Source organism: Pseudomonas sp. W2I6 (genome assembly GCF_030815935.1).
Taxonomy (GTDB): domain Bacteria; phylum Pseudomonadota; class Gammaproteobacteria; order Pseudomonadales; family Pseudomonadaceae; genus Aquipseudomonas.
The window spans coordinates 2538527-2556522 of record NZ_JAUSXJ010000001.1 but is presented as its reverse complement, the minus strand read 5'-3'; the positions used below and the strand labels follow the sequence as shown (position 1 = coordinate 2556522).

Below are 17996 nucleotides of genomic sequence, written 5' to 3'. Positions count from 1 at the left end.
TCTCCAGATCAAGCCCGTAGCGACAGCGGCGGCACAAACGACTCCAGTTCATCCTCAACCGCCTCGATGATCCGCTCCACGTCAGCAGCGTTCATCACCGTGGCGCAAGGGATACCGGCAATTGCAATCAGGGTTTCCCCGCTGGCGCGGTCGAACAGGCGGGCGATCATACTGCCGGGAGCATCCATGCTCGCCTCAAAGCCCATGGGATGAAAGTGCCAGCGCATCAACTGGCAGGCATTGGGGAATGTCACTTTGTTCATGTTGCCCACCTTGTTCATTGAGCGCTTCCTTTAGCTCGCTGCAGGGGCGCCATGACCGTCACTGGTCCTGGCCGTCGTGAGCATTAAAAATAGCATTCGTTCGCATCGGGCATGGGAGTTTTTTCGTCCCGTCCGGCAGTTGTTTTCAATAACGTTGATATGGGTCACGTGCTGCGTGGTATTAAGCGAAAGGCCATTAGTCGGAAATATCAAATGGCCGTTGAGCGGGTACGGGCAGTTGGGCAAGCTGCCTCTTTTTTCACCGGCGTAGAGCGCTCAATGCAAGACATCATTCCGGATGACTCCCAGAAAACCCAAGCTACGGCCAAGCTGGTACTGCGTCACCATCTGTGCTGGCGGGATCGGGACCTGCATGGAGTGATGTCGTACTACCATCCGGACATCCAGTACCACGATTTCTTCCAGAACCGCGTGGTGGGTGCCGGCGAGCTGCGCGAATACCTGCAAGCCAGCATGCCCCGTGGCGCCGACGAAGCGATCGAACACACCGACCGCATCCGCGCCGACGGCGACACCGCGTTCATCCAATACCGCATCACCTTGCGTGGCGGCCAGGGCCTGGTGTCGTTTCGCACCAGCGAAGCGATTACCGTGCGCGATGGCTTGATCTGGCGGGTCAACGAGTACGCCTCCCTGGTCCACGAGCAGTCTGCCAGCCGCCGCGAGACCACACGCCCGACCGTCAGCCGCCTGGGCCTGTCGCCGCAGCAACTGAGCTACATGGCCAACGACCTGCAACAGTACTTCGAGCGCCAGCAACCCTATCTGGACCCCGAGCTGGACCTGCAACGGGTGGCGAAGGAGTGCGGGTATAGCCGCAACCAGATTTCCTACCTGTTGAACCAGGTGCTGGGGCAAAGTTTTTATCGCTACGTCAACCAGGCACGCCTCCAGCATTTGCTGGCTGCACTGGAAATGGCCGCGCCGCCGATCCGCATCGACGAACTGGCGTTTGCCGCCGGCTTCAATTCGACGTCGGCGTTCTACAGCAGCTTCCGCCAGCACACCGGCCAGTCGCCAAAGGCCTACGTCAAACAAATTTCCCTGCGTGCACGCGCGCAAGACAGCCCCTGAGGCCAGGCTCTAGGATCACTGCCATCGAAGTGTGGTGGTGGAGCTTGGCATGCCTGCATGGCGCAATATCAGTTTATGGATGGACCAGCTGGACGAGCCGCTGCTGGCACGCGCGTCCCTGGAGCAGGACTTGGACGTCAACGTGGCCATCATCGGCGCCGGCTACACCGGGCTCTGGACCGCGTATTACCTGAAGCGCCAGGCGCCCGAGCTGAAAATCGCAATCATCGAGGCGCAAACCGCCGGGTTCGGTGCCTCGGGCCGTAACGGCGGCTGGCTGATGGGCAACCTGCTGGGAGAGGACCGCCTGTTGGCCGGCCTGACCCCGGAACAGCGCCGGGCCTCGTTCGACCTGCTGCACGCCATCCCCGACGAAGTCGCGCAAGTGATCGAGCGCGAAGGCATCGACTGCGACTACCGCAAGGGTGGTGTGCTGTATTGCGCCGCGCGCTACCCCGAACAGGAAGCCACCCTGCGTGCATACCTGGCCAAACTTCACAGCCAGGGCCTGACCGACGACGATTACCGTTGGCTCGGCCCGCAACAACTGGCCGAGCAGATCCGTATCGCCAAGCCTTATGGCGGCATCTATGCACCCCACGTTGCCACGATTCACCCGGCCAAGCTGGTGCGCGGCCTGGCGCGGTTGGTGGAGCGGATGGGCGTCAAGATCTACGAAAACAGTCCCGTCACCCATTGGCAGTCCGGCAGCCTGCGCACGGACAAAGCCTCGGTGCGCGCCTCCTGGGTGGTGCCGGCGGTGGAAGGGTATGCCACCACGCTGGCTCCGCTGGGGCGCTATCAGTTGCCGGTGCAAAGCCTGATCGTTGCCACCGAGCCGTTGCCGGCCAGCACTTGGGACGAGATCGGCCTGAATCGTGGCCAGGCGTTTGGCGAGAGCAGCCGGCAAGTGACTTACGGCCAGCGTTCGGCGGACAACCGCCTGGTGTTCGGCGCTCGCGGGGGTTATCAGTTTGCCGGCAAGTTGCGGCACAACTTCGATCTCACCGACAGCGAAGTCGAGCTGCGTCGCTACCTGTTCGGCGAACTGTTCCCGCAGCTCAAGAAAGTCCGGATCACCCACGCCTGGGGCGGCAACCTGGGCATGTCCCGGCGCTTCAAGCCGCACATGCTCTGCGATCACGCGGCAGGCATCGCCCTGGCCGGTGGTTACGGCGGCGAGGGCGTAGGCGCCAGCAACCTCGGTGGCCGCACCCTGGCGGACTTGATCCTGGGGCTCGATACGCCGTTGGTTCGCCAGCCATGGGTGATTCAGCCGGGCCGGCTGGACGGGCTCAAGGCCTGGGAACCGGAACCCTGCCGCTGGCTGGGCTACAACGCGATCATCCGCAGTTTTGTGCATGAGGACCAGGTGTTGGCCAACCCCAATACCGCCCCGTGGCGCCGCAAACTGGCCAGCGGGGTTGCCGGGTTCATGGAAGGTTTCATGCACTAAGTCGTTTCAATCACCACAGGTATGAACATGAGCATTACCCAGTTCAAAGACACACTCAGCGCCCATTTGCCGGACTCCTCGCCCGTCGCCGTGCCACTGGGCACACCGGTGGCGGTGGCCTCGACCTTGAGCGTGGAACGTAGCGACGGCGTCGAAACCGGCATCTGGGAATGCACGCCCGGGCGCTGGCGCCGGCAGATCAAAGCCCAGGAGTTTTGCCACTTTATCCAGGGACGCTGCACCTTCACCCCCGACAACGGGGAAATGCTCCACATAGAAGCCGGCGACGCACTGATGTTGCCGGCCAACAGCACCGGTATCTGGGACATCCATGAAACCGTGCGCAAGACCTATGTACTGATCCTCTGATTCTTTGATCTTTGATCGCCTGCCATAAAAACAGCCCTAAAACCGCCAGGAAATCGAACCATGAGACCCATTGCCCTGTTGCCGCTGGTATTCGTCGCCACCCTCAGCCAAGCCGCCGAGACGGTGAAGATCTACAACTGGTCGGACTATATCGCCCCCGACACCACCAGGAACTTCCAGAAAGAAACCGGCATCGGTTTCACCTACGACGTGTACGACAGCAACGAAACCCTCGACGGCAAGTTGATGACCGGCAAATCCGGCTATGACGTGGTGTTCCCCTCCAACCACTTCATGGCCCGGCAGATCCAGGGCGGGGCGCTGAAGAAACTCGACAAGAGCCAGTTGCCCAACTGGAAGAACCTCAACCCGGTGCTGCTCAAGGCCCTGGAAAACAACGACCCGGGCAATGCCCACGGCTTTCCGTACCTGTGGGGCAGCACCGGTATCGGCTACAACATCGACAAGGTCAAGGCGGTACTCGGCGACAACGCCCCAGTGGATTCCTGGGACCTGATCTTCAAGCCCGAGAACATGCAAAAACTGCAGAAGTGTGGCGTCGCCATCCTCGACAACGGCCCGGAGCTGCTGCCGGCGGCGCTCAACTACCTGGGCCTGCCGCACCACAGCAAAAAGGCGGAAGACTACAAAAAGGCCGAGGACCTGCTGATGAAAGTGCGGCCATACGTGGCGTATTTCCACTCCTCGAAATACACCGCCGACCTGGCCAACGGCGACATCTGCGTGGCCGTCGGCTTCTCCGGCGACATCCTCCAGGCCGAAAGCCGCGCCAAGGAAGCCAGGAATGGCGTGAATATCGGCTACAACATTCCCAAGGAAGGCGCCGCCATCTGGTTCGACATGGTCGCCATGCCCGCCGATGCCCCGGATGAAAAAGCCGGCTATGCGTTCATGAACTACCTGCTGCGCCCGGAAGTGATGGCCAGCATCACCAACTACGTGCATTACGCCAACGGCAATGCCGCGGCGGACAGCCTGGTGGACCCGGCAATCAAGAGCGACACCAAGGTGTACCCAAGTCCGGAAATGATGGGCAAGTTGTTCGCACTGGAAGCAATGCCACTGAACATCGACCGGATTCGTACGCGGGTGTGGAACACCATTCGTACCGGCCGTTGATGCTCGTTCCCACGCTCCGCGTGGGAATGCATCCTGTGACGCTCCGCGTCACGACTTCAAAAGCGCACGCGGAGCGTCCAGGGCGGCGTTCCCACGCCGCGGAATCAAGGATTCTCCAAGTCATGCCCCAACGACTGGATAAACAACGAAAACAGCTCCGGCTGCGACGAGATATCCAGCTTGGCATACAGGTGCCGGCGGTGAACCTTGACCGTATCCGGCGAGATATTCAGCCGTTCGGCCATGGCTTTTGACGAAAACCCACGCAACACCAATCGCGCTATTTCTAGCTCCCGTTCCGACAACACGCCACAGCCGAAATGACTCAACGCGTCCCGTATCTGGCTGGCCATTTCCGCCGGCGCGGCCACTCGCTGGGTGCTTTGCTGCCAATGCTGCTGCATCAACGGCAACACCCAGGCCGCGAGCATGGTCATCAACCCCGTTTCCTCGCCGGTAAACAACCGCTGCATTCCCAACGACAGCGATAACGTCCCCGCACCCGGCAATTGCAGGATGAATTGCACCTCGTCTTCCAGCACGTTGTCGTGGAAGTAATTGAGGAAGTATTCACTCTGGCGAAAATGATCCGGCGCCACTTCCTCAAGGCGGTACACGCCACTGGCATACCCCTCGCGACACGCCTGGAAAAACGGGTCCAACAGGTACAAGCCATTCAGATAAACCAGCATCGACGCCGGTTTGCTGCTCGGTTGTGCGTCGTATTCTTCCAGCGCTTCGGGCGGGCCATCGGCGGGGTAGAAGATCGCCAGGGCATTGTCGAAGGGCAGGCATTGGTGCAGCAACAGCACCAGTTGCTTCCAGAAACGCCCGGTGCCGATCTGTGCGACGGTACGCCCCAGGCCCGCGTGCATGCCGACTTCCCTGAACAGGCTCATGTGCAGCTCCACGCTAAGGATTCAGGCCGCAAGGGTTCGACTTTTGCCCGGCGGCGTCAAGGGGAGTACTCCAATAGGGGAATTGGCCGATCTACACAGAGTGTTTAAGTTGGCCGTCAGTCAGTGGGGAACATACCCTGCGCCGCTTCACCTTTTCGTTTCTGCCTCAAACCAAGAACAATCAAGAGGATAACGATATGAGTGCTCCTTCCACGCCCGACGGCGTGCTGAAACCCACCCTGAGCGTATTCGATGTAGTGGCCATCACCGTCTCGGCGGTCACCCCGGCCAGTTCAGTGTTCGTGATTGCGCCGTTTGCCATCCAGCAGGCCGGCAGCGGGGTGTTCCTGGCCTTTGTGATGGCCGCCTTGCTCGCGCTGATGTTCGCCTTTTGCTACGCCGAACTCGGGCGTGCCCACAACAGCGCCGGCGGCGAATACGTGTATGCCAAGCGGGTGTTCGGCGGCATGGCCGGCTACGCGACGTTCCTCACGGTACTGGTGATGCTGCTGTTTATCCCGCCGGTACTGGCCACCGGGGCGGCGACTTACCTGAATAACGCCCTCGGCACCCAATTCGATTCGCAAACCGTGGCCCTGGTGATTGTGGTGTGCAGCTACGCCCTGGGCATCCTCAATATCAAGCTGAATGCCTGGATCACCGGCACCTGCCTGCTGCTGGAAGTGGCGGCGTTGCTGGTGATCGTGTTTATCGGCTTCGGCAACCCGGTGCAGCCGGTCAGCGTGCTGTTGCAACCGCAAATCGTCGAGAACGGCGTGCTGCACCTGGCGCCCTGGGCGCTGGTCATCGGCGCGGTGGGCATCGGCCTGTTCTCGTTCAATGGCTACGGTCCCGCCGTATTGCTGGCCGAAGACATGAAGTGCGGCGGCAAGGGCGTGCACAAGGCGGTGTTGTGGTCCCTGGGCCTGGTGGTGGTCATCGAGCTGGTGCCGATCACCGCCTTGCTGATCGGTGCGCCATCCCTCAGCGCGATGATCAGCAGCCCCGACCCGATCGGCTACCTGCTGACCAGCCACGGTAACGAAACCCTGTCGCGGCTGGTCAGCGCCGGGATCTTCCTGTCGGTGTTCAACGCCATCGTCGCCATCGTCATCCAGATTGGCCGGGTGGTGTTCAGCAGCGGCCGCGATGCGCTGTGGACACCCACCATCAACAAACTCTTCACCCGGATTCATCCACGCTGGGATTCCCCGTGGTTGGCTACGCTGTTCCTGGCGGTCCCTTCGGCATTGCTCAGCTTCAGCTCCAACCTGGCGGACCTGACGTCTTTCAGCGTGCTGCTGATCATGCTGGTGTACCTGATCGTGGCGTTGAGCGCGTTGATGAGCCGGGTGTTGCTGCGTGACCGCGAGCACCCGTATCGCATGCCGTTGTGGCCGGTGCCGGCCTTGCTGGCGGTGCTGGGCGCCGGCTACCTGTTGGTGACCCTGGCGATTGCCGCCTCGGTTCGCGACATCATGATTATCATCGGCCTGTTGGCACTGTCGGTGATCCTGTATTGCATCAGTGGCCGGTTGAGTCCGGCGTTTCAGAAATTGTAAGGAGTGGTTATGCGTGCACGTCAATTGGGCATCACCTTGGGACTGGGTACGCCCGGTGAGTTGAATGCCATCACCGACGTTCCAGGGGTTCGGGTCGGCCACAGTACGATCAAGACCCGCATCGACGGCAAACAGGTACGTACCGGCGTGACGGCGATCCAGCCCCGGGCCGGTGCCGCGCGGTATCAGCCATGTTTTGCCGGCTACCACGTGCTCAACGGCAATGGCGACGCCACGGGCCTTGAGTGGATCAGCGAATCGGGGTTGCTGACCACGCCGCTGGCGATCACCAACACCCACAGCATCGGGATTGTGCGCGACACGCTGATCGCCCTGGAGCGCGAAAGCCTCGAAGACCCCGCCGTGTACTGGTGCATGCCGGTGGTGATGGAAACCTACGACGGCTTGCTCAACGATATCTGGGGCCAGCACGTCGGCCCGGAGCATGTGCGCGAGGCGCTGGCCAACGCCGAATCCGGGCCGGTGGCGGAGGGCGCCGTGGGCGGCGGCACCGGGATGATCTGCCATGAGTTCAAGGGGGGCATCGGTACCGCGTCACGGCGCTTGCCGGCGGAGCAGGGTGGCTGGACCGTCGGTGTGCTGGTGCAGGCCAACCATGGCAAGCGTCAGGAACTGCGCGTGGATGGTTACCCGGTAGGCCGGCAATTGATGGACATCCCGTCACCCTTTGCCGATCGCGGCACACCCGGCATGGGCTCCATCGTGGTGATCATCGCCACCGATGCGCCGTTGCTGCCCCATCAATGCCAGCGCCTGGCACAACGCGCGTCCATCGGGATTGCGCGCACGGGTGGCGGTACCGAGGACTCCAGCGGGGACCTGTTCCTGGCGTTCGCCACCGGCAATCAGGATTTGCCGGTGGCCGACTACGGGCGCAAGGGCTCGCCCCTCAGCACAGCCCTGCAAATGGTCAATAACGACCACATTTCACCGCTGTTCAGCGCGGCGGCGGAGGCCGTGGAAGAGGCGATCATTAATGCCATAGTGGCCGGCGAAGACATGACCACCGACCAGGGTGTGCGGGTGCCCGCGCTGGATGCCCACACACTCCTGCAGGCATTGCGCCAAACCGGCTGGCGCGGCCAGTAAGTAAACTAAGTCTTGTCCCGGTAATACGGGACAAACACTTAAATAGTGGCCAATCAATACTAACAATGACACGGTGACACTTTCTTAGTGCACCTCAGTCAATACTTTGGATCCATTCGTGGCTAAATGTCTTTAGGAGTATTTAATATTTAAATAGCTGGATTTTAATAATGCGCTATTTGCCAGTGTTTGCAGGTTTTGTTCGCCGGCCCAACTTTATCCTTGGATAAAAACCGCTGGACGAATGATTTCAGGTTGTGTCAGTTTTCTTTCGCCTTCAAAAGGGGCGAGTGATCGGACTTACTCGCCAGAGTGGGTCCGGTCGGACAAAAACTGTTCCACTTGCAAACAAGGAAGTACGTTTATGTCAAAAGTAAAAGACAAAGCTATTGTGTCGGCGGCTCAAGCAAGTACCGCTTACACCCAGATCGATAGCTTTAGCCATCAATACGACCGCGGTGGCAACCTCACGGTCAATGGCAAACCGTCGTTCACCGTTGACCAGGCCGCCGACCACCTGCTGCGTGAGAACGCCGCGTACCGGGACGTGGATGGCAACGGCAAGATCGATCTCACCTACACCTTCCTGACTTCGGCTTCGAACGCGACCATGAACAAGCATGGGATCACCGGGTTCAGCCAGTTCAACACCCAGCAGAAAGCACAGGCCGTACTGGCCATGCAATCCTGGGCCGATGTGGCCAATGTCACCTTCACCGAGAAAGCCTCGGGCGGTGACTTCCACATGACCTTCGGCAACTACAGCGGCGGCCAGGACGGCGCAGCGGCCTTTGCCTACCTGCCAGGCACCAACGCCAAGTACAACGAAAGCGGCCTTGACGGCACTTCCTGGTACCTGACGAACAACAGCTACACGCCGAACAAGACCCCGGACCTGAACAACTATGGCCGGCAGACCCTGACCCACGAAATCGGCCACACCCTGGGCCTGGACCACCCTGGCGACTACAACGCCGGGACCGGCAACCCTTCGTACAAAGACGCGGACTATGGACAGGACACGCGTGGCTACAGCGTCATGAGTTACTGGAGCGAGAGCAACACCAACCAGAACTTCAGCAAAGGCGGGGTAGAAGCCTACTCGTCCGGCCCGCTGATCGACGACATCGCCGCGATCCAGAAGCTCTACGGCGCCAACTACAACACCCGTGCCGGTGACACCACCTACGGCTTCAACTCCAACACCGGGCGTGATTTCCTCAGCGCCACTTCATCGGCCGACAAGCTGGTGTTCTCGGTATGGGACGGTGGCGGCAACGACACCCTGGACTTCTCCGGTTTTACCCAGAACCAGAAGATCAACCTCAATGAAACCTCGTTCTCTGACGTTGGCGGCCTGGTGGGCAACGTTTCCATCGCCAAGGGTGTGACCGTGGAGAACGCCATCGGCGGTTCGGGCAACGACCTGCTGATCGGTAACGCAGCCGCCAACGTCCTCAAGGGCGGTGCCGGCAACGACATCATCTTCGGCGGCGGCGGTGCAGACCAGCTGTGGGGCGGCTCAGGCAACGACACCTTCGTGTTCGGCGCCAGCTCCGACTCCAAGCCGGGTGCGGCCGACAAGATCTTCGACTTCACCTCGGGTTCCGACAAGATCGACCTCACCGGCATCACCAAAGGTGCAGGCCTGACCTTCGTCAACGCGTTTACCGGTCATGCCGGCGACGCGGTGCTGTCCTACGCTTCGGGTACCAACCTGGGCACATTGGCCGTGGACTTCTCCGGGCACGGCGTGGCGGATTTCCTCGTCACCACCGTTGGCCAGGCAGCCGTCACCGACATCGTGGCCTGATACACGCGTAAAGGAGGGTGGCGCACACGCGCCGCCCTCTGCCCTTGCATCCACCCCATGAACGGGCGAAGGTGATGACGCTATTTCGCAGTACCGTGGCCTGGAGTTTCCAGGTGTTGCTTATGTCGGCAGGAGCCACAGCAATGGCAAGCAGTCTGGTTTTACCTACTTCCGCGCAGTTGGCCGGGCATTGGGCGCTGCATCAGCAAGAGCAGGTGTGCGCACTGGACTTGATTGAGCAGGCTAACGCGTTAGGGGGCGATGTGGAGTGCGCCGGACAATGGCTGGGGGAAGCCCCCGTTAGTTGGACGCCTACTCCCGATGGTATTTGGCTGATGAATGCCGAAGGCACCGGCATAACCCATTTGAATCGCCAGAAAGAAGGCGAATATGAAGGTCGCGCAAAAAACGGCGCGGTATTGATATTGCAACGTGCACCGTAATAGTTCGTTATAACGATATAACCCGATTTTAATGTTTGCCCGCCCCTTATTGGGGCGCTCGGTAAACTATTGCGCGTCATTCGGCTCAGGGAAGATCAGGCAACATGGCGAAGACCACTCCCGTTGCACCACTGTTCAAGGCACTCGGCGACTACAAAAGTATTCTGATCAGTATTGGCTGTTTCACGGCATTGATTAACGTATTGATGTTGGTGCCGTCGATTTATATGTTGCAAGTCTACGACCGCGTGCTGTCTTCACAGAACGAAACCACCCTGGTGATGTTGACGCTGATGGTGGTGGGGTTCTTCGCCTTTATCGGTGTGCTGGAGGTGATCCGCAGCTTTATCGTGATTCGCATCGGCAGCCAACTGGAGCGGCGTTTCAACCTGCGGGTCTACAAGGCCGCTTTCGAGCGCAACCTGCAACGGGGCGAAGGCCATGGCGGGCAATCCCTGGGGGACCTGACCCACATCCGCCAATTCATCACCGGGCCTGCGCTGTTCGCGTTTTTCGACGCGCCGTGGTTTCCGATCTATCTGTTCGTGATTTTCCTGTTCAACGTGTGGCTGGGTGTCTTGGCCAGTGCCGGTGCCGTGCTGCTGATTGCCCTGGCGTGCCTTAACGAATACCTGACCAAAAAGCCTCTGGGTGAAGCCAGCGGTTATTCCCAGCAATCCACCCAATTGGCCACCAGCCACCTGCACAACGCCGAAACCATCCAGGCCATGGGCATGCTCGGTGCATTGCGCAAGCGCTGGTTCAAGGTGCATTCGCAGTTCCTGGGCCTGCAGAACAAGGCCAGCGACACCGGCTCGATCATCAGTTCCCTGAGTAAATCCCTGCGCCTGTGCCTGCAATCGTTGGTGCTGGGCCTGGGTGCGCTATTGGTGATCAAGGGCGACATGACCGCCGGGATGATGATCGCAGGCTCCATTTTGATGGGCCGGGTGTTGAGCCCCATCGACCAGTTGATTGCCGTGTGGAAGCAATGGAGTTCGGCCAAGCTGGCCTACCAGCGCCTGGACAACCTGATGCGCGAGTTTCCGCCCCAGGGCGAGCAGATGGCCTTGCCGGCGCCCAAGGGCAATGTGAGTTTCGAGCAAGTCAGCGCAGGCCCGCCGGGGCGACGTGTGCCAACCTTGCATCAAGTCAGCTTCAACCTGACTGCGGGCGAAGTGCTCGGCGTGCTGGGTGCTTCCGGCTCCGGCAAATCGACGCTGGCCCGCGTACTGGTAGGCGTGTGGCCAACCCTGGCAGGCACCGTGCGCCTGGACGGAGCCGACATTCATCGCTGGGACCGCGACGACCTCGGGCCGCATATCGGTTATCTGCCCCAGGACATCGAACTGTTCAGCGGCAGCATCGCCGACAACATCGCGCGCTTTCGCGAAGCCGACCCGGATTTAGTGGTGCAGGCCGCCCAACAGGCAGGTGTGCACGAATTGATCCTGCGCTTGCCCCACGGCTACGACACCGTGCTCGGTGACGAGGGCAGCGGCCTGTCCGGTGGACAGAAACAACGGGTCGCCCTGGCCCGCGCGCTGTACGGCGGGCCACGCCTGATCGTGCTCGACGAGCCCAACTCCAACCTCGACACCGTGGGTGAAGCCGCCCTGGCCAGCGCGATCATGCAGATGAAAGCCCAGGGCAGCACGGTGGTGCTGGTGACTCACCGTTCCTCGGCGTTGGCCCAGGCCGACAAGCTGCTGGTGCTGAACGAAGGTCGTTTGCAGGCATTTGGTCCGAGCCAGGACGTGCTGCGCGCACTGTCCGGCCAGCAGGAAGCACCACGAGAAAAGGCCGGGGTCAGCCTCAGCCGTCAGTATCAAGCCGGAAGGAATCCAGGCGCATGAGCAGCGACAGCAGCATTCAAATCAACCGCGATTACGAACAGACCCACCCCGAGCACGACGCGCGTTTCTTCGCCCGCATGGGCTGGCTGCTGACGGTGGTCGGCGCCGGCGGGTTTTTCCTCTGGGCCAGTCTGGCGCCGCTGGACCAGGGGATCCCGGTACAAGGCACGGTGGTGGTTTCGGGCAAGCGCAAGGCGGTACAAACCCTGAGCCCCGGCGTGGTCAGCCGGATCCTGGTGCGTGAGGGCGAGACGGTGAAGCAGGGCCAACCGCTGTTCCGTCTCGACCAGACGCAGAACCAGGCCGACGTGCACTCCCTGCAAGCCCAGTACCGCATGGCCTGGGCCAGCGTGGCACGGTGGCAGAGCGAGCGGGATAACCAGTCGACGATCACCTTTCCGGCGCAATTGAGCGGCAACCCGGACCAAGCCCTGGCACTGGTCCTCGAAGGCCAGCGTCAACTGTTCAGCAGCCGCCGCGAAGCCTTTGCCCGGGAACAGGCCGGGATTCGCGCCAGTATCGAAGGCGCTACGGCGCAACTGAACGGCATGCGCCGCGCCCGCAGTGACCTGACCGCCCAAGCGCAATCCCTGCGAGACCAGTTGAACAACCTGCAACCCCTGGCCGACAACGGCTACATCCCGCGCAACCGGCTGATGGAGTACCAGCGGCAACTGTCCCAGGTGCAACAGGACCTGGCGCAGAACACCGGCGAAAGCGGGCGGGTGGAGCAGGGCATCCTCGAATCGCGCCTCAAGTTGCAGCAGCACAGCGAGGAGTACCAGAGGGAAGTGCGCAGCCAACTGGCCGACGCGCAGCTGCGCAGCCTGACCCTGGAACAACAACTGACCTCCGCCGGTTTCGACCTGCAGCACAGCGAGATCAACGCGCCCGCCGATGGCATCGCGGTCAACCTGGGCGTGCACACCGAAGGCGCCGTGGTGCGTGCCGGTGAAACCCTGCTGGAAATCGTGCCCCAGGACACCCGCCTGGAAGTCGAAGGGCGCCTGCCAGTGCACCTGGTGGACAAGGTCGGTGCGCACTTGCCGGTGGACATTCTCTTCACCGCCTTCAATCAGAGCCGCACGCCGCGGGTGCCGGGGGAGGTGAGCCTGATCTCCGCCGACCAGATGCTCGACGAAAAAACCGGCATGCCTTACTACGTGCTGCGCACCACCGTCAGCAGCAGCGCCCTGGAGAAACTCCATGGCCTGGTGATCAAGCCGGGGATGCCCGCCGAGATGTTCATCCGCACCGGCGAGCGCTCCTTGCTCAATTACCTGTTCAAGCCGCTGCTGGACCGCGCCGGCTCGGCATTGACCGAGGAATGAGCATGAAGCCGATGTTCATCGCCTTGCTGCTCGCCTGCGGCAGCGCCCAGGCCGCCATGGGCCCGTTCGATGTCTACGAACAGGCCCTGCGCAACGACCCGGTATTCCTCGGCGCCATCAAGGAACGCGACGCCGGCCTGGAAAACCGCACCATCGGCCGCGCCGGCCTGCTGCCCAAGCTCTCGTACAACTACAACAAGGGCCGCAACAACTCCCAGGCCACCTTGCCCGACGGGCGCGGCGGCAATTATCACGATGACCGCAACTACAACAGCTATGGCTCCACGTTCACCCTGCAACAGCCGCTGTTCGACTACGAAGCCTATGCCAACTACCGCAAGGGCGTGGCCCAGGCACTGTTTGCCGACGAGAGCTTCCGCGACAAGAGCCAGGCGCTGCTGGTGCGGGTGCTGACCTATTACACCCAGGCGTTGTTTGCCCAGGACCAGATCGACATTGCCCGCGCCAAGAAAAAGGCCTACGAGCAGCAGTTCCAGCAGAACCAGCATCTGTTCCAGCAGGGTGAGGGCACCCGCACCGACATCCTGGAAGCCGAGTCGCGTTATGAGCTGGCGACTGCCGAGGAAATCCAGGCGCTGGATGAACAGGACGCCTCGCTGCGCGAACTCGGGGCGCTGATTGGCGTGCAGAGCGTCAACATCAACGACCTGGCGCCGCTGAACCCGGGGTTTGCCGCCTTCACCCTGACCCCGGCCAATTACGACACCTGGCACGAACTGGCGCTGACCAACAACCCCAACCTGGCCTCGCAACGCCAGTCCGTGGAAGTGGCGCGTTATGAAGTGGAGCGCAACCGTTCGGGGCACCTGCCACGCATCACGGCGTATGCCAGCTCGCGCCAGCAGGAATCCGACAGCGGCAACACCTACAACCAGCGCTACGACACCAACACCATCGGCATCGAAGTCAGCATGCCGTTGTATGCCGGTGGCGGCGTCTCGGCTTCCACCCGCCAGGCCAGCCGCGCCATGGAGCAGGCCGAGTACGAACTGGAAGGCAAGACCCGCGAAACCCTGATCGAACTGCGACGCCAGTTCAGTGCTTGCCTGTCGGGCGTCAGCAAGTTGCGGGCGTATCAAAAGGCGCTGACTTCGGCTGAAGCGCTGGTGGTCTCGACCAAGCAAAGCATCCTCGGGGGCGAGCGGGTCAACCTCGATGCGCTGAACGCCGAGCAGCAGTTGTACAGCACCCGTCGCGACCTGGCCCAGGCACGGTACGACTACCTGATGGCCTGGACCAAATTGCATTACTACGCGGGCAACTTGCGTGACACCGACCTGGCCAAGGTGGACGAGGCGTTTGGTCCTGAGAGCCGCTGATGCCTGGACGAGTAGCACTTGGTGCAAGGGAGCTTTGGTGGCATGGGCGCTTGTTTTGGCAAGGGAGCTTTCTGTGGCAAGGGAGTTTTCTGTGGCAAGGGCGCTTGTTGTGGCGAGGGAGCTTGCTCCCGCTGGGCTGCGTAGCGGCCCCAAGATCTTGGGAGCGCTGCGCACTCCAGCGGGAGCAAGCTCCCTCGCCACAGGTATTTCAACAATAAGAAAAGGGACTCTTCATGATCACTGGTTCACCTTGCTTCAAACCCTTCACCGCAGGCTCCTTGCTGCTGCTGTCAGTGGCGGCCCACGGGCAGTACATCGAAGCCGGAAAAGTCGGCGACCCCGGCAGTTGGCGCACCGCCGAGTTCCAGAGCGACTGGGGCCTGGACCGGATGAAAGCCAACGAGGCCTATGCGAGCGGCATCACCGGCAGTGGCGTGAAGATCGGCGCCCTGGACTCGGGTTTCGACCCCAACCATCCCGAAGCCTCAAAAGACCGCTATCACGCGGTCACCGCCAGTGGCACCTATGTCGATGGCAGCCCCTTCACGACCACCGGCGCGCTCAACCCAAACAATGACTCCCACGGCACCCACGTCACCGGCACCATGGGCGCAGCCCGCGATGGCGTGGGCATGCACGGCGTGGCGTACAACGCGCAGATCTACGTCGGCAACACCAACGCCAATGACAGTTTCCTGTTCGGCCCCACGCCAGACCCCAAGTACTTCAAGGCGCTGTACAGCGCGCTGGTGGATTCCGGCGTGCGCGCGATCAATAACAGTTGGGGCAGCCAACCCAAGGATGTCAGCTACCAGACCATTGGCGACCTGCACGCTGCCTATGCCCAGCACTACAACCAGAACACCTGGCTGGATGCCGCTGCGGAGGTGGCCAAGGCCGGGGTGATCAACGTGTTCAGTGCTGGCAACAGCGGCTACGCCAACGCCAGCGTGCGTTCGGCCTTGCCTTATTTCCAGCCGGAGCTGGAAGGCCACTGGCTGGCGGTATCGGGCCTGGACAAGGCGAACAACCAGAAATACAACCAGTGCGGCATCGCCAAGTACTGGTGCATTTCCACCCCCGGGGCGTTGATCAACAGCACCATTCCCGATGGCGGTTATGGGGTGAAATCCGGCACCTCGATGTCGGCGCCCCATGCCACCGGCGCACTGGCGCTGGTGATGGAACGCTATCCATACCTGAACAACGAACAGGCCTTGCAGGTGCTGTTGACCACGGCCACTCAGCTCAATGGCGCGGTCACCGATGCACCGACCACTCAGGTCGGCTGGGGCGTGCCGGACCTTGGCCGAGCAATGCACGGGCCCGGGCAATTGCTCGGGCCGATGAATGTCACGTTGGCGGCCGGGCAGGGCGATGTGTGGAGCAATGCGATCTCCGACAAGGCGCTGATCCAGCGTCAGGCCGAAGACAGGGCCGAAACTCTGGCCTGGCAGCAAACCCTGCGCGACAAGGGCTGGGAGAACGGCGTGGGCGCCGGCGCGAGTCAGCAGGACCAGACGGACTATGCCGTTGGCACTGCCCGTGCGACAGCCGCGGCCCAGCGTATCTACGAAGGCAGCCTGACCAAATCCGGTGCGGGCAGCCTGATCCTGGCGGGCGACAACACCTACCGTGGCCCGACCACCGTGAATGGCGGCCGGTTGGCGGTGAATGGCTCACTGACGTCCGCGGTGACGGTCAATGACAGCGGCACGTTGGGCGGCTCCGGTCGCATCGCAGCGTTACAGGTCAATAGCGGCGGCACCGTGGCGCCGGGCAATTCCGTGGGCACCTTGCAGGTGGCCGGGGATGTAAACCTCGCCGCCGGCTCCACCTATGCGGTCGAACTCACCCCCACCACCAGCGACCGGATTGTCGCCACGGGCAAGGCAATCCTCGGCGGCGGCACCGTGACCCTGGCCCTGGAAAACAGCCCGACCCTGCTCAGCCTGCAACAGGCGGAAAGCCTGGTGGGGCGCCAGTACAACATCCTCCAGGCGGCTGGCGGGGTCCAGGGCCAGTTCGGTGCCGTGTTGCCCAACTACCTGTTCCTCGGCGGCACCCTCGACTATGCCGCCAACGGTGTGCAACTGGGCATTGCCCGCAGTGATGCGAGTTTCGCCAGTGTCGGTGCCACTCGTAACCAGCGTTCGGTGGCGGCGGCCGCCGAGCAGTTGGGCGCCGGTAATCCGGTGTACGAAAGCATCCTGCGGTCAGACTCGGCAGCCACGGCGCAGTCGGGTTTCCAGCAGCTGTCGGGAGAAATCTACCCGGCCATCGGCACAATGCTGATCAATGACAGCCGCCAGGTACGCGATGCCGTGGGCGAGCGCCTGCGCCATACGCCGGTTACCGGTGAGAGCAACGTGTGGGTCAAGGCGCTCGGCAGTTGGGGCAAGACCGACAGCCGCAGCGACACGGCAGGCTACACCAGCTCACTGGGCGGCATGCTGGCCGGTGTCGACGGCGCGCTGGACGAGCAGACCCGTGCCGGTCTCGTGGCCGGTTACAGCGACAGCTCGCTGAACATGGGCAGCGGCACGCATTCATCGGCGTCCATCGACAGCTACCACCTCGGCGCCTACGCCGGGCATGAGCTGGGCAATTGGCGCTTGAGCGTCGGCGGTGCCTACAGCTGGCATCGCGGCGACGTGAAACGCGACTTGCAGTACGGCGAAGTCAGCGGCAAGCAGAAGACCAAGCTGGATGCGCGCAGCGCCCAGGTATTTACCGAAGCGGCCTACCGTTTGAACGTGTCCTCGGTGGCGCTGGAGCCGTTCGCCAACCTGGCTTACGTGCATCTGGACAACGAGCGCTTTCACGAGAAAGGCGACGCCGCCGCGCTGGAGCGTGGCAGCGATAGCCGCGATGCAGTGCTGAGCACCCTGGGCCTGCGGGCGGCAAAAACCTTCCCCCTCAATGACCGCCAGCAACTGGACGTTTCCGGCTCGCTGGGCTGGCAGCACAGCCTGAGTGCCGTTGAATCCGAAGAGCATCTGGCGTTTGTCGCCGGAGGGCCGTCGTTTGCGGTGCAAAGCTCGCCGTTGATGCGCGACGCGGCATTGGTGGGCGTGCAGGCGAGCCTGGCGTTGAGCAAAAGCACACGGGTCAACCTCGACTACACCGGCCAATTGGCTGGCCGGGAAAAAATCCAGGGTGTGGGGTTGAGCCTGAACTGGCAGTTCTGAGCAAGATCCTGAGACCGAAAGAGGTCAACTGTGGGAGCGGGCTTGCTCGCGAATGCGGTGTGTCAGTCGACGCACCTGTAACTGAGCCACCGCATTCGCGAGCAAGCCCGCTCCCACATGGGGTCGGC

At 61.9% G+C, this 17996-nt stretch carries 14 protein-coding genes; 12 read left to right on the top strand and 2 right to left on the bottom strand.

Annotated features, from left to right (window positions below; translation table 11 throughout):
* Window positions 1–8: 8 nt before the first annotated feature.
* Entirely contained in the window at window positions 9–281 is a 273-nt protein-coding gene (locus QF039_RS12015) for a DUF1652 domain-containing protein (RefSeq protein ID WP_003217129.1), read from the bottom strand.
* A gap of 261 nt (window positions 282–542) precedes the next feature.
* On the opposite strand from QF039_RS12015, the gene QF039_RS12010 reads away from it, so the two are divergent.
* Genes QF039_RS12010 through QF039_RS11995 form a run of 4 tightly spaced genes read left to right on the top strand, consistent with a single transcriptional unit; the run spans window position 543 to window position 4323 of the window.
* Complete coding sequence (locus QF039_RS12010; protein ID WP_307518304.1) at window positions 543–1358, top strand: AraC family transcriptional regulator; 816 nt, start codon at window positions 543–545, stop codon at window positions 1356–1358.
* Between the two features lie 49 nt (window positions 1359–1407).
* The gene (locus tag QF039_RS12005; RefSeq protein WP_087694414.1) at window positions 1408–2814 is read left to right on the top strand and encodes an FAD-binding oxidoreductase; all 1407 of its coding nucleotides are present in this window, start codon (window positions 1408–1410) and stop codon (window positions 2812–2814) included.
* 27 nt (window positions 2815–2841) lie between these two features.
* Window positions 2842–3183 (top strand): cupin domain-containing protein, encoded by a 342-nt coding sequence (locus tag QF039_RS12000; protein ID WP_307518301.1) that lies wholly within the window; start codon window positions 2842–2844, stop codon window positions 3181–3183.
* 60 nt (window positions 3184–3243) lie between these two features.
* Window positions 3244–4323 carry a polyamine ABC transporter substrate-binding protein gene (locus tag QF039_RS11995; RefSeq protein ID WP_177020827.1) on the top strand — a complete coding sequence of 360 codons (1080 nt, stop codon included), beginning with the start codon at window positions 3244–3246 and terminating at the stop codon, window positions 4321–4323.
* Between the two features lie 104 nt (window positions 4324–4427).
* On the opposite strand, the gene QF039_RS11990 is transcribed toward QF039_RS11995, so the two are convergent.
* Window positions 4428–5222 carry a helix-turn-helix transcriptional regulator gene (locus QF039_RS11990; RefSeq protein ID WP_008433783.1) on the bottom strand — a complete coding sequence of 265 codons (795 nt, stop codon included), beginning with the start codon at window positions 5220–5222 and terminating at the stop codon, window positions 4428–4430.
* Window positions 5223–5419: 197 nt separating this feature from the next.
* Here QF039_RS11990 and QF039_RS11985 point away from each other — a divergent pair, with 197 nt between their 5' ends.
* The 8 genes from QF039_RS11985 (at window position 5420) to QF039_RS11950 (ending at window position 17868) form a co-directional block, all read left to right on the top strand.
* Window positions 5420–6784 carry an APC family permease gene (locus QF039_RS11985; protein WP_177021716.1) on the top strand — a complete coding sequence of 455 codons (1365 nt, stop codon included), beginning with the start codon at window positions 5420–5422 and terminating at the stop codon, window positions 6782–6784.
* Window positions 6785–6793: 9 nt separating this feature from the next.
* On the top strand, window positions 6794–7894 hold the full coding sequence (locus tag QF039_RS11980) for a P1 family peptidase (RefSeq protein ID WP_003217115.1): 1101 nt from the start codon (window positions 6794–6796) through the stop codon (window positions 7892–7894).
* A 364-nt stretch (window positions 7895–8258) separates the two neighbouring features.
* Window positions 8259–9707: a serralysin family metalloprotease gene (locus QF039_RS11975; protein WP_008433780.1), complete on the top strand. Its 1449-nt coding sequence runs from the start codon at window positions 8259–8261 to the stop codon at window positions 9705–9707.
* 74 nt (window positions 9708–9781) lie between these two features.
* Window positions 9782–10150 carry an AprI/Inh family metalloprotease inhibitor gene (locus tag QF039_RS11970; protein WP_050550305.1) on the top strand — a complete coding sequence of 123 codons (369 nt, stop codon included), beginning with the start codon at window positions 9782–9784 and terminating at the stop codon, window positions 10148–10150.
* Window positions 10151–10254: 104 nt separating this feature from the next.
* Complete coding sequence (locus QF039_RS11965) at window positions 10255–12006, top strand: type I secretion system permease/ATPase (protein ID WP_003217110.1); 1752 nt, start codon at window positions 10255–10257, stop codon at window positions 12004–12006.
* Window positions 12003–13337 carry an HlyD family type I secretion periplasmic adaptor subunit gene (locus tag QF039_RS11960; RefSeq protein ID WP_307518294.1) on the top strand — a complete coding sequence of 445 codons (1335 nt, stop codon included), beginning with the start codon at window positions 12003–12005 and terminating at the stop codon, window positions 13335–13337. Before QF039_RS11965 ends, QF039_RS11960 begins: the two co-directional genes overlap by 4 nt.
* Window positions 13338–13339: 2 nt before the next feature.
* Window positions 13340–14677, top strand: a complete 1338-nt coding sequence (locus QF039_RS11955) for a TolC family outer membrane protein (protein ID WP_003217106.1) — start codon at window positions 13340–13342, stop codon at window positions 14675–14677.
* A 233-nt stretch (window positions 14678–14910) separates the two neighbouring features.
* A complete protein-coding gene (locus QF039_RS11950; protein ID WP_307518291.1) occupies window positions 14911–17868 on the top strand; it encodes an autotransporter serine protease in 2958 nt (985 codons plus the stop codon).
* Window positions 17869–17996 lie beyond the last annotated feature (128 nt).

What these genes read in the sequence shown, in the direction of transcription:
- QF039_RS12015 (WP_003217129.1), bottom strand. Translation starts at nt 281, where the DNA reads ATGAACAAGGTGGGCAACATGAACAAAGTGACATTCCCCAATGCCTGC.
- QF039_RS12010 (WP_307518304.1), top strand. Translation starts at nt 543, where the DNA reads ATGCAAGACATCATTCCGGATGACTCCCAGAAAACCCAAGCTACGGCC.
- QF039_RS12005 (WP_087694414.1), top strand. Translation starts at nt 1,408, where the DNA reads ATGCCTGCATGGCGCAATATCAGTTTATGGATGGACCAGCTGGACGAG.
- QF039_RS12000 (WP_307518301.1), top strand. Translation starts at nt 2,842, where the DNA reads ATGAGCATTACCCAGTTCAAAGACACACTCAGCGCCCATTTGCCGGAC.
- QF039_RS11995 (WP_177020827.1), top strand. Translation starts at nt 3,244, where the DNA reads ATGAGACCCATTGCCCTGTTGCCGCTGGTATTCGTCGCCACCCTCAGC.
- QF039_RS11990 (WP_008433783.1), bottom strand. Translation starts at nt 5,222, where the DNA reads ATGAGCCTGTTCAGGGAAGTCGGCATGCACGCGGGCCTGGGGCGTACC.
- QF039_RS11985 (WP_177021716.1), top strand. Translation starts at nt 5,420, where the DNA reads ATGAGTGCTCCTTCCACGCCCGACGGCGTGCTGAAACCCACCCTGAGC.
- QF039_RS11980 (WP_003217115.1), top strand. Translation starts at nt 6,794, where the DNA reads ATGCGTGCACGTCAATTGGGCATCACCTTGGGACTGGGTACGCCCGGT.
- QF039_RS11975 (WP_008433780.1), top strand. Translation starts at nt 8,259, where the DNA reads ATGTCAAAAGTAAAAGACAAAGCTATTGTGTCGGCGGCTCAAGCAAGT.
- QF039_RS11970 (WP_050550305.1), top strand. Translation starts at nt 9,782, where the DNA reads ATGACGCTATTTCGCAGTACCGTGGCCTGGAGTTTCCAGGTGTTGCTT.
- QF039_RS11965 (WP_003217110.1), top strand. Translation starts at nt 10,255, where the DNA reads ATGGCGAAGACCACTCCCGTTGCACCACTGTTCAAGGCACTCGGCGAC.
- QF039_RS11960 (WP_307518294.1), top strand. Translation starts at nt 12,003, where the DNA reads ATGAGCAGCGACAGCAGCATTCAAATCAACCGCGATTACGAACAGACC.
- QF039_RS11955 (WP_003217106.1), top strand. Translation starts at nt 13,340, where the DNA reads ATGAAGCCGATGTTCATCGCCTTGCTGCTCGCCTGCGGCAGCGCCCAG.
- QF039_RS11950 (WP_307518291.1), top strand. Translation starts at nt 14,911, where the DNA reads ATGATCACTGGTTCACCTTGCTTCAAACCCTTCACCGCAGGCTCCTTG.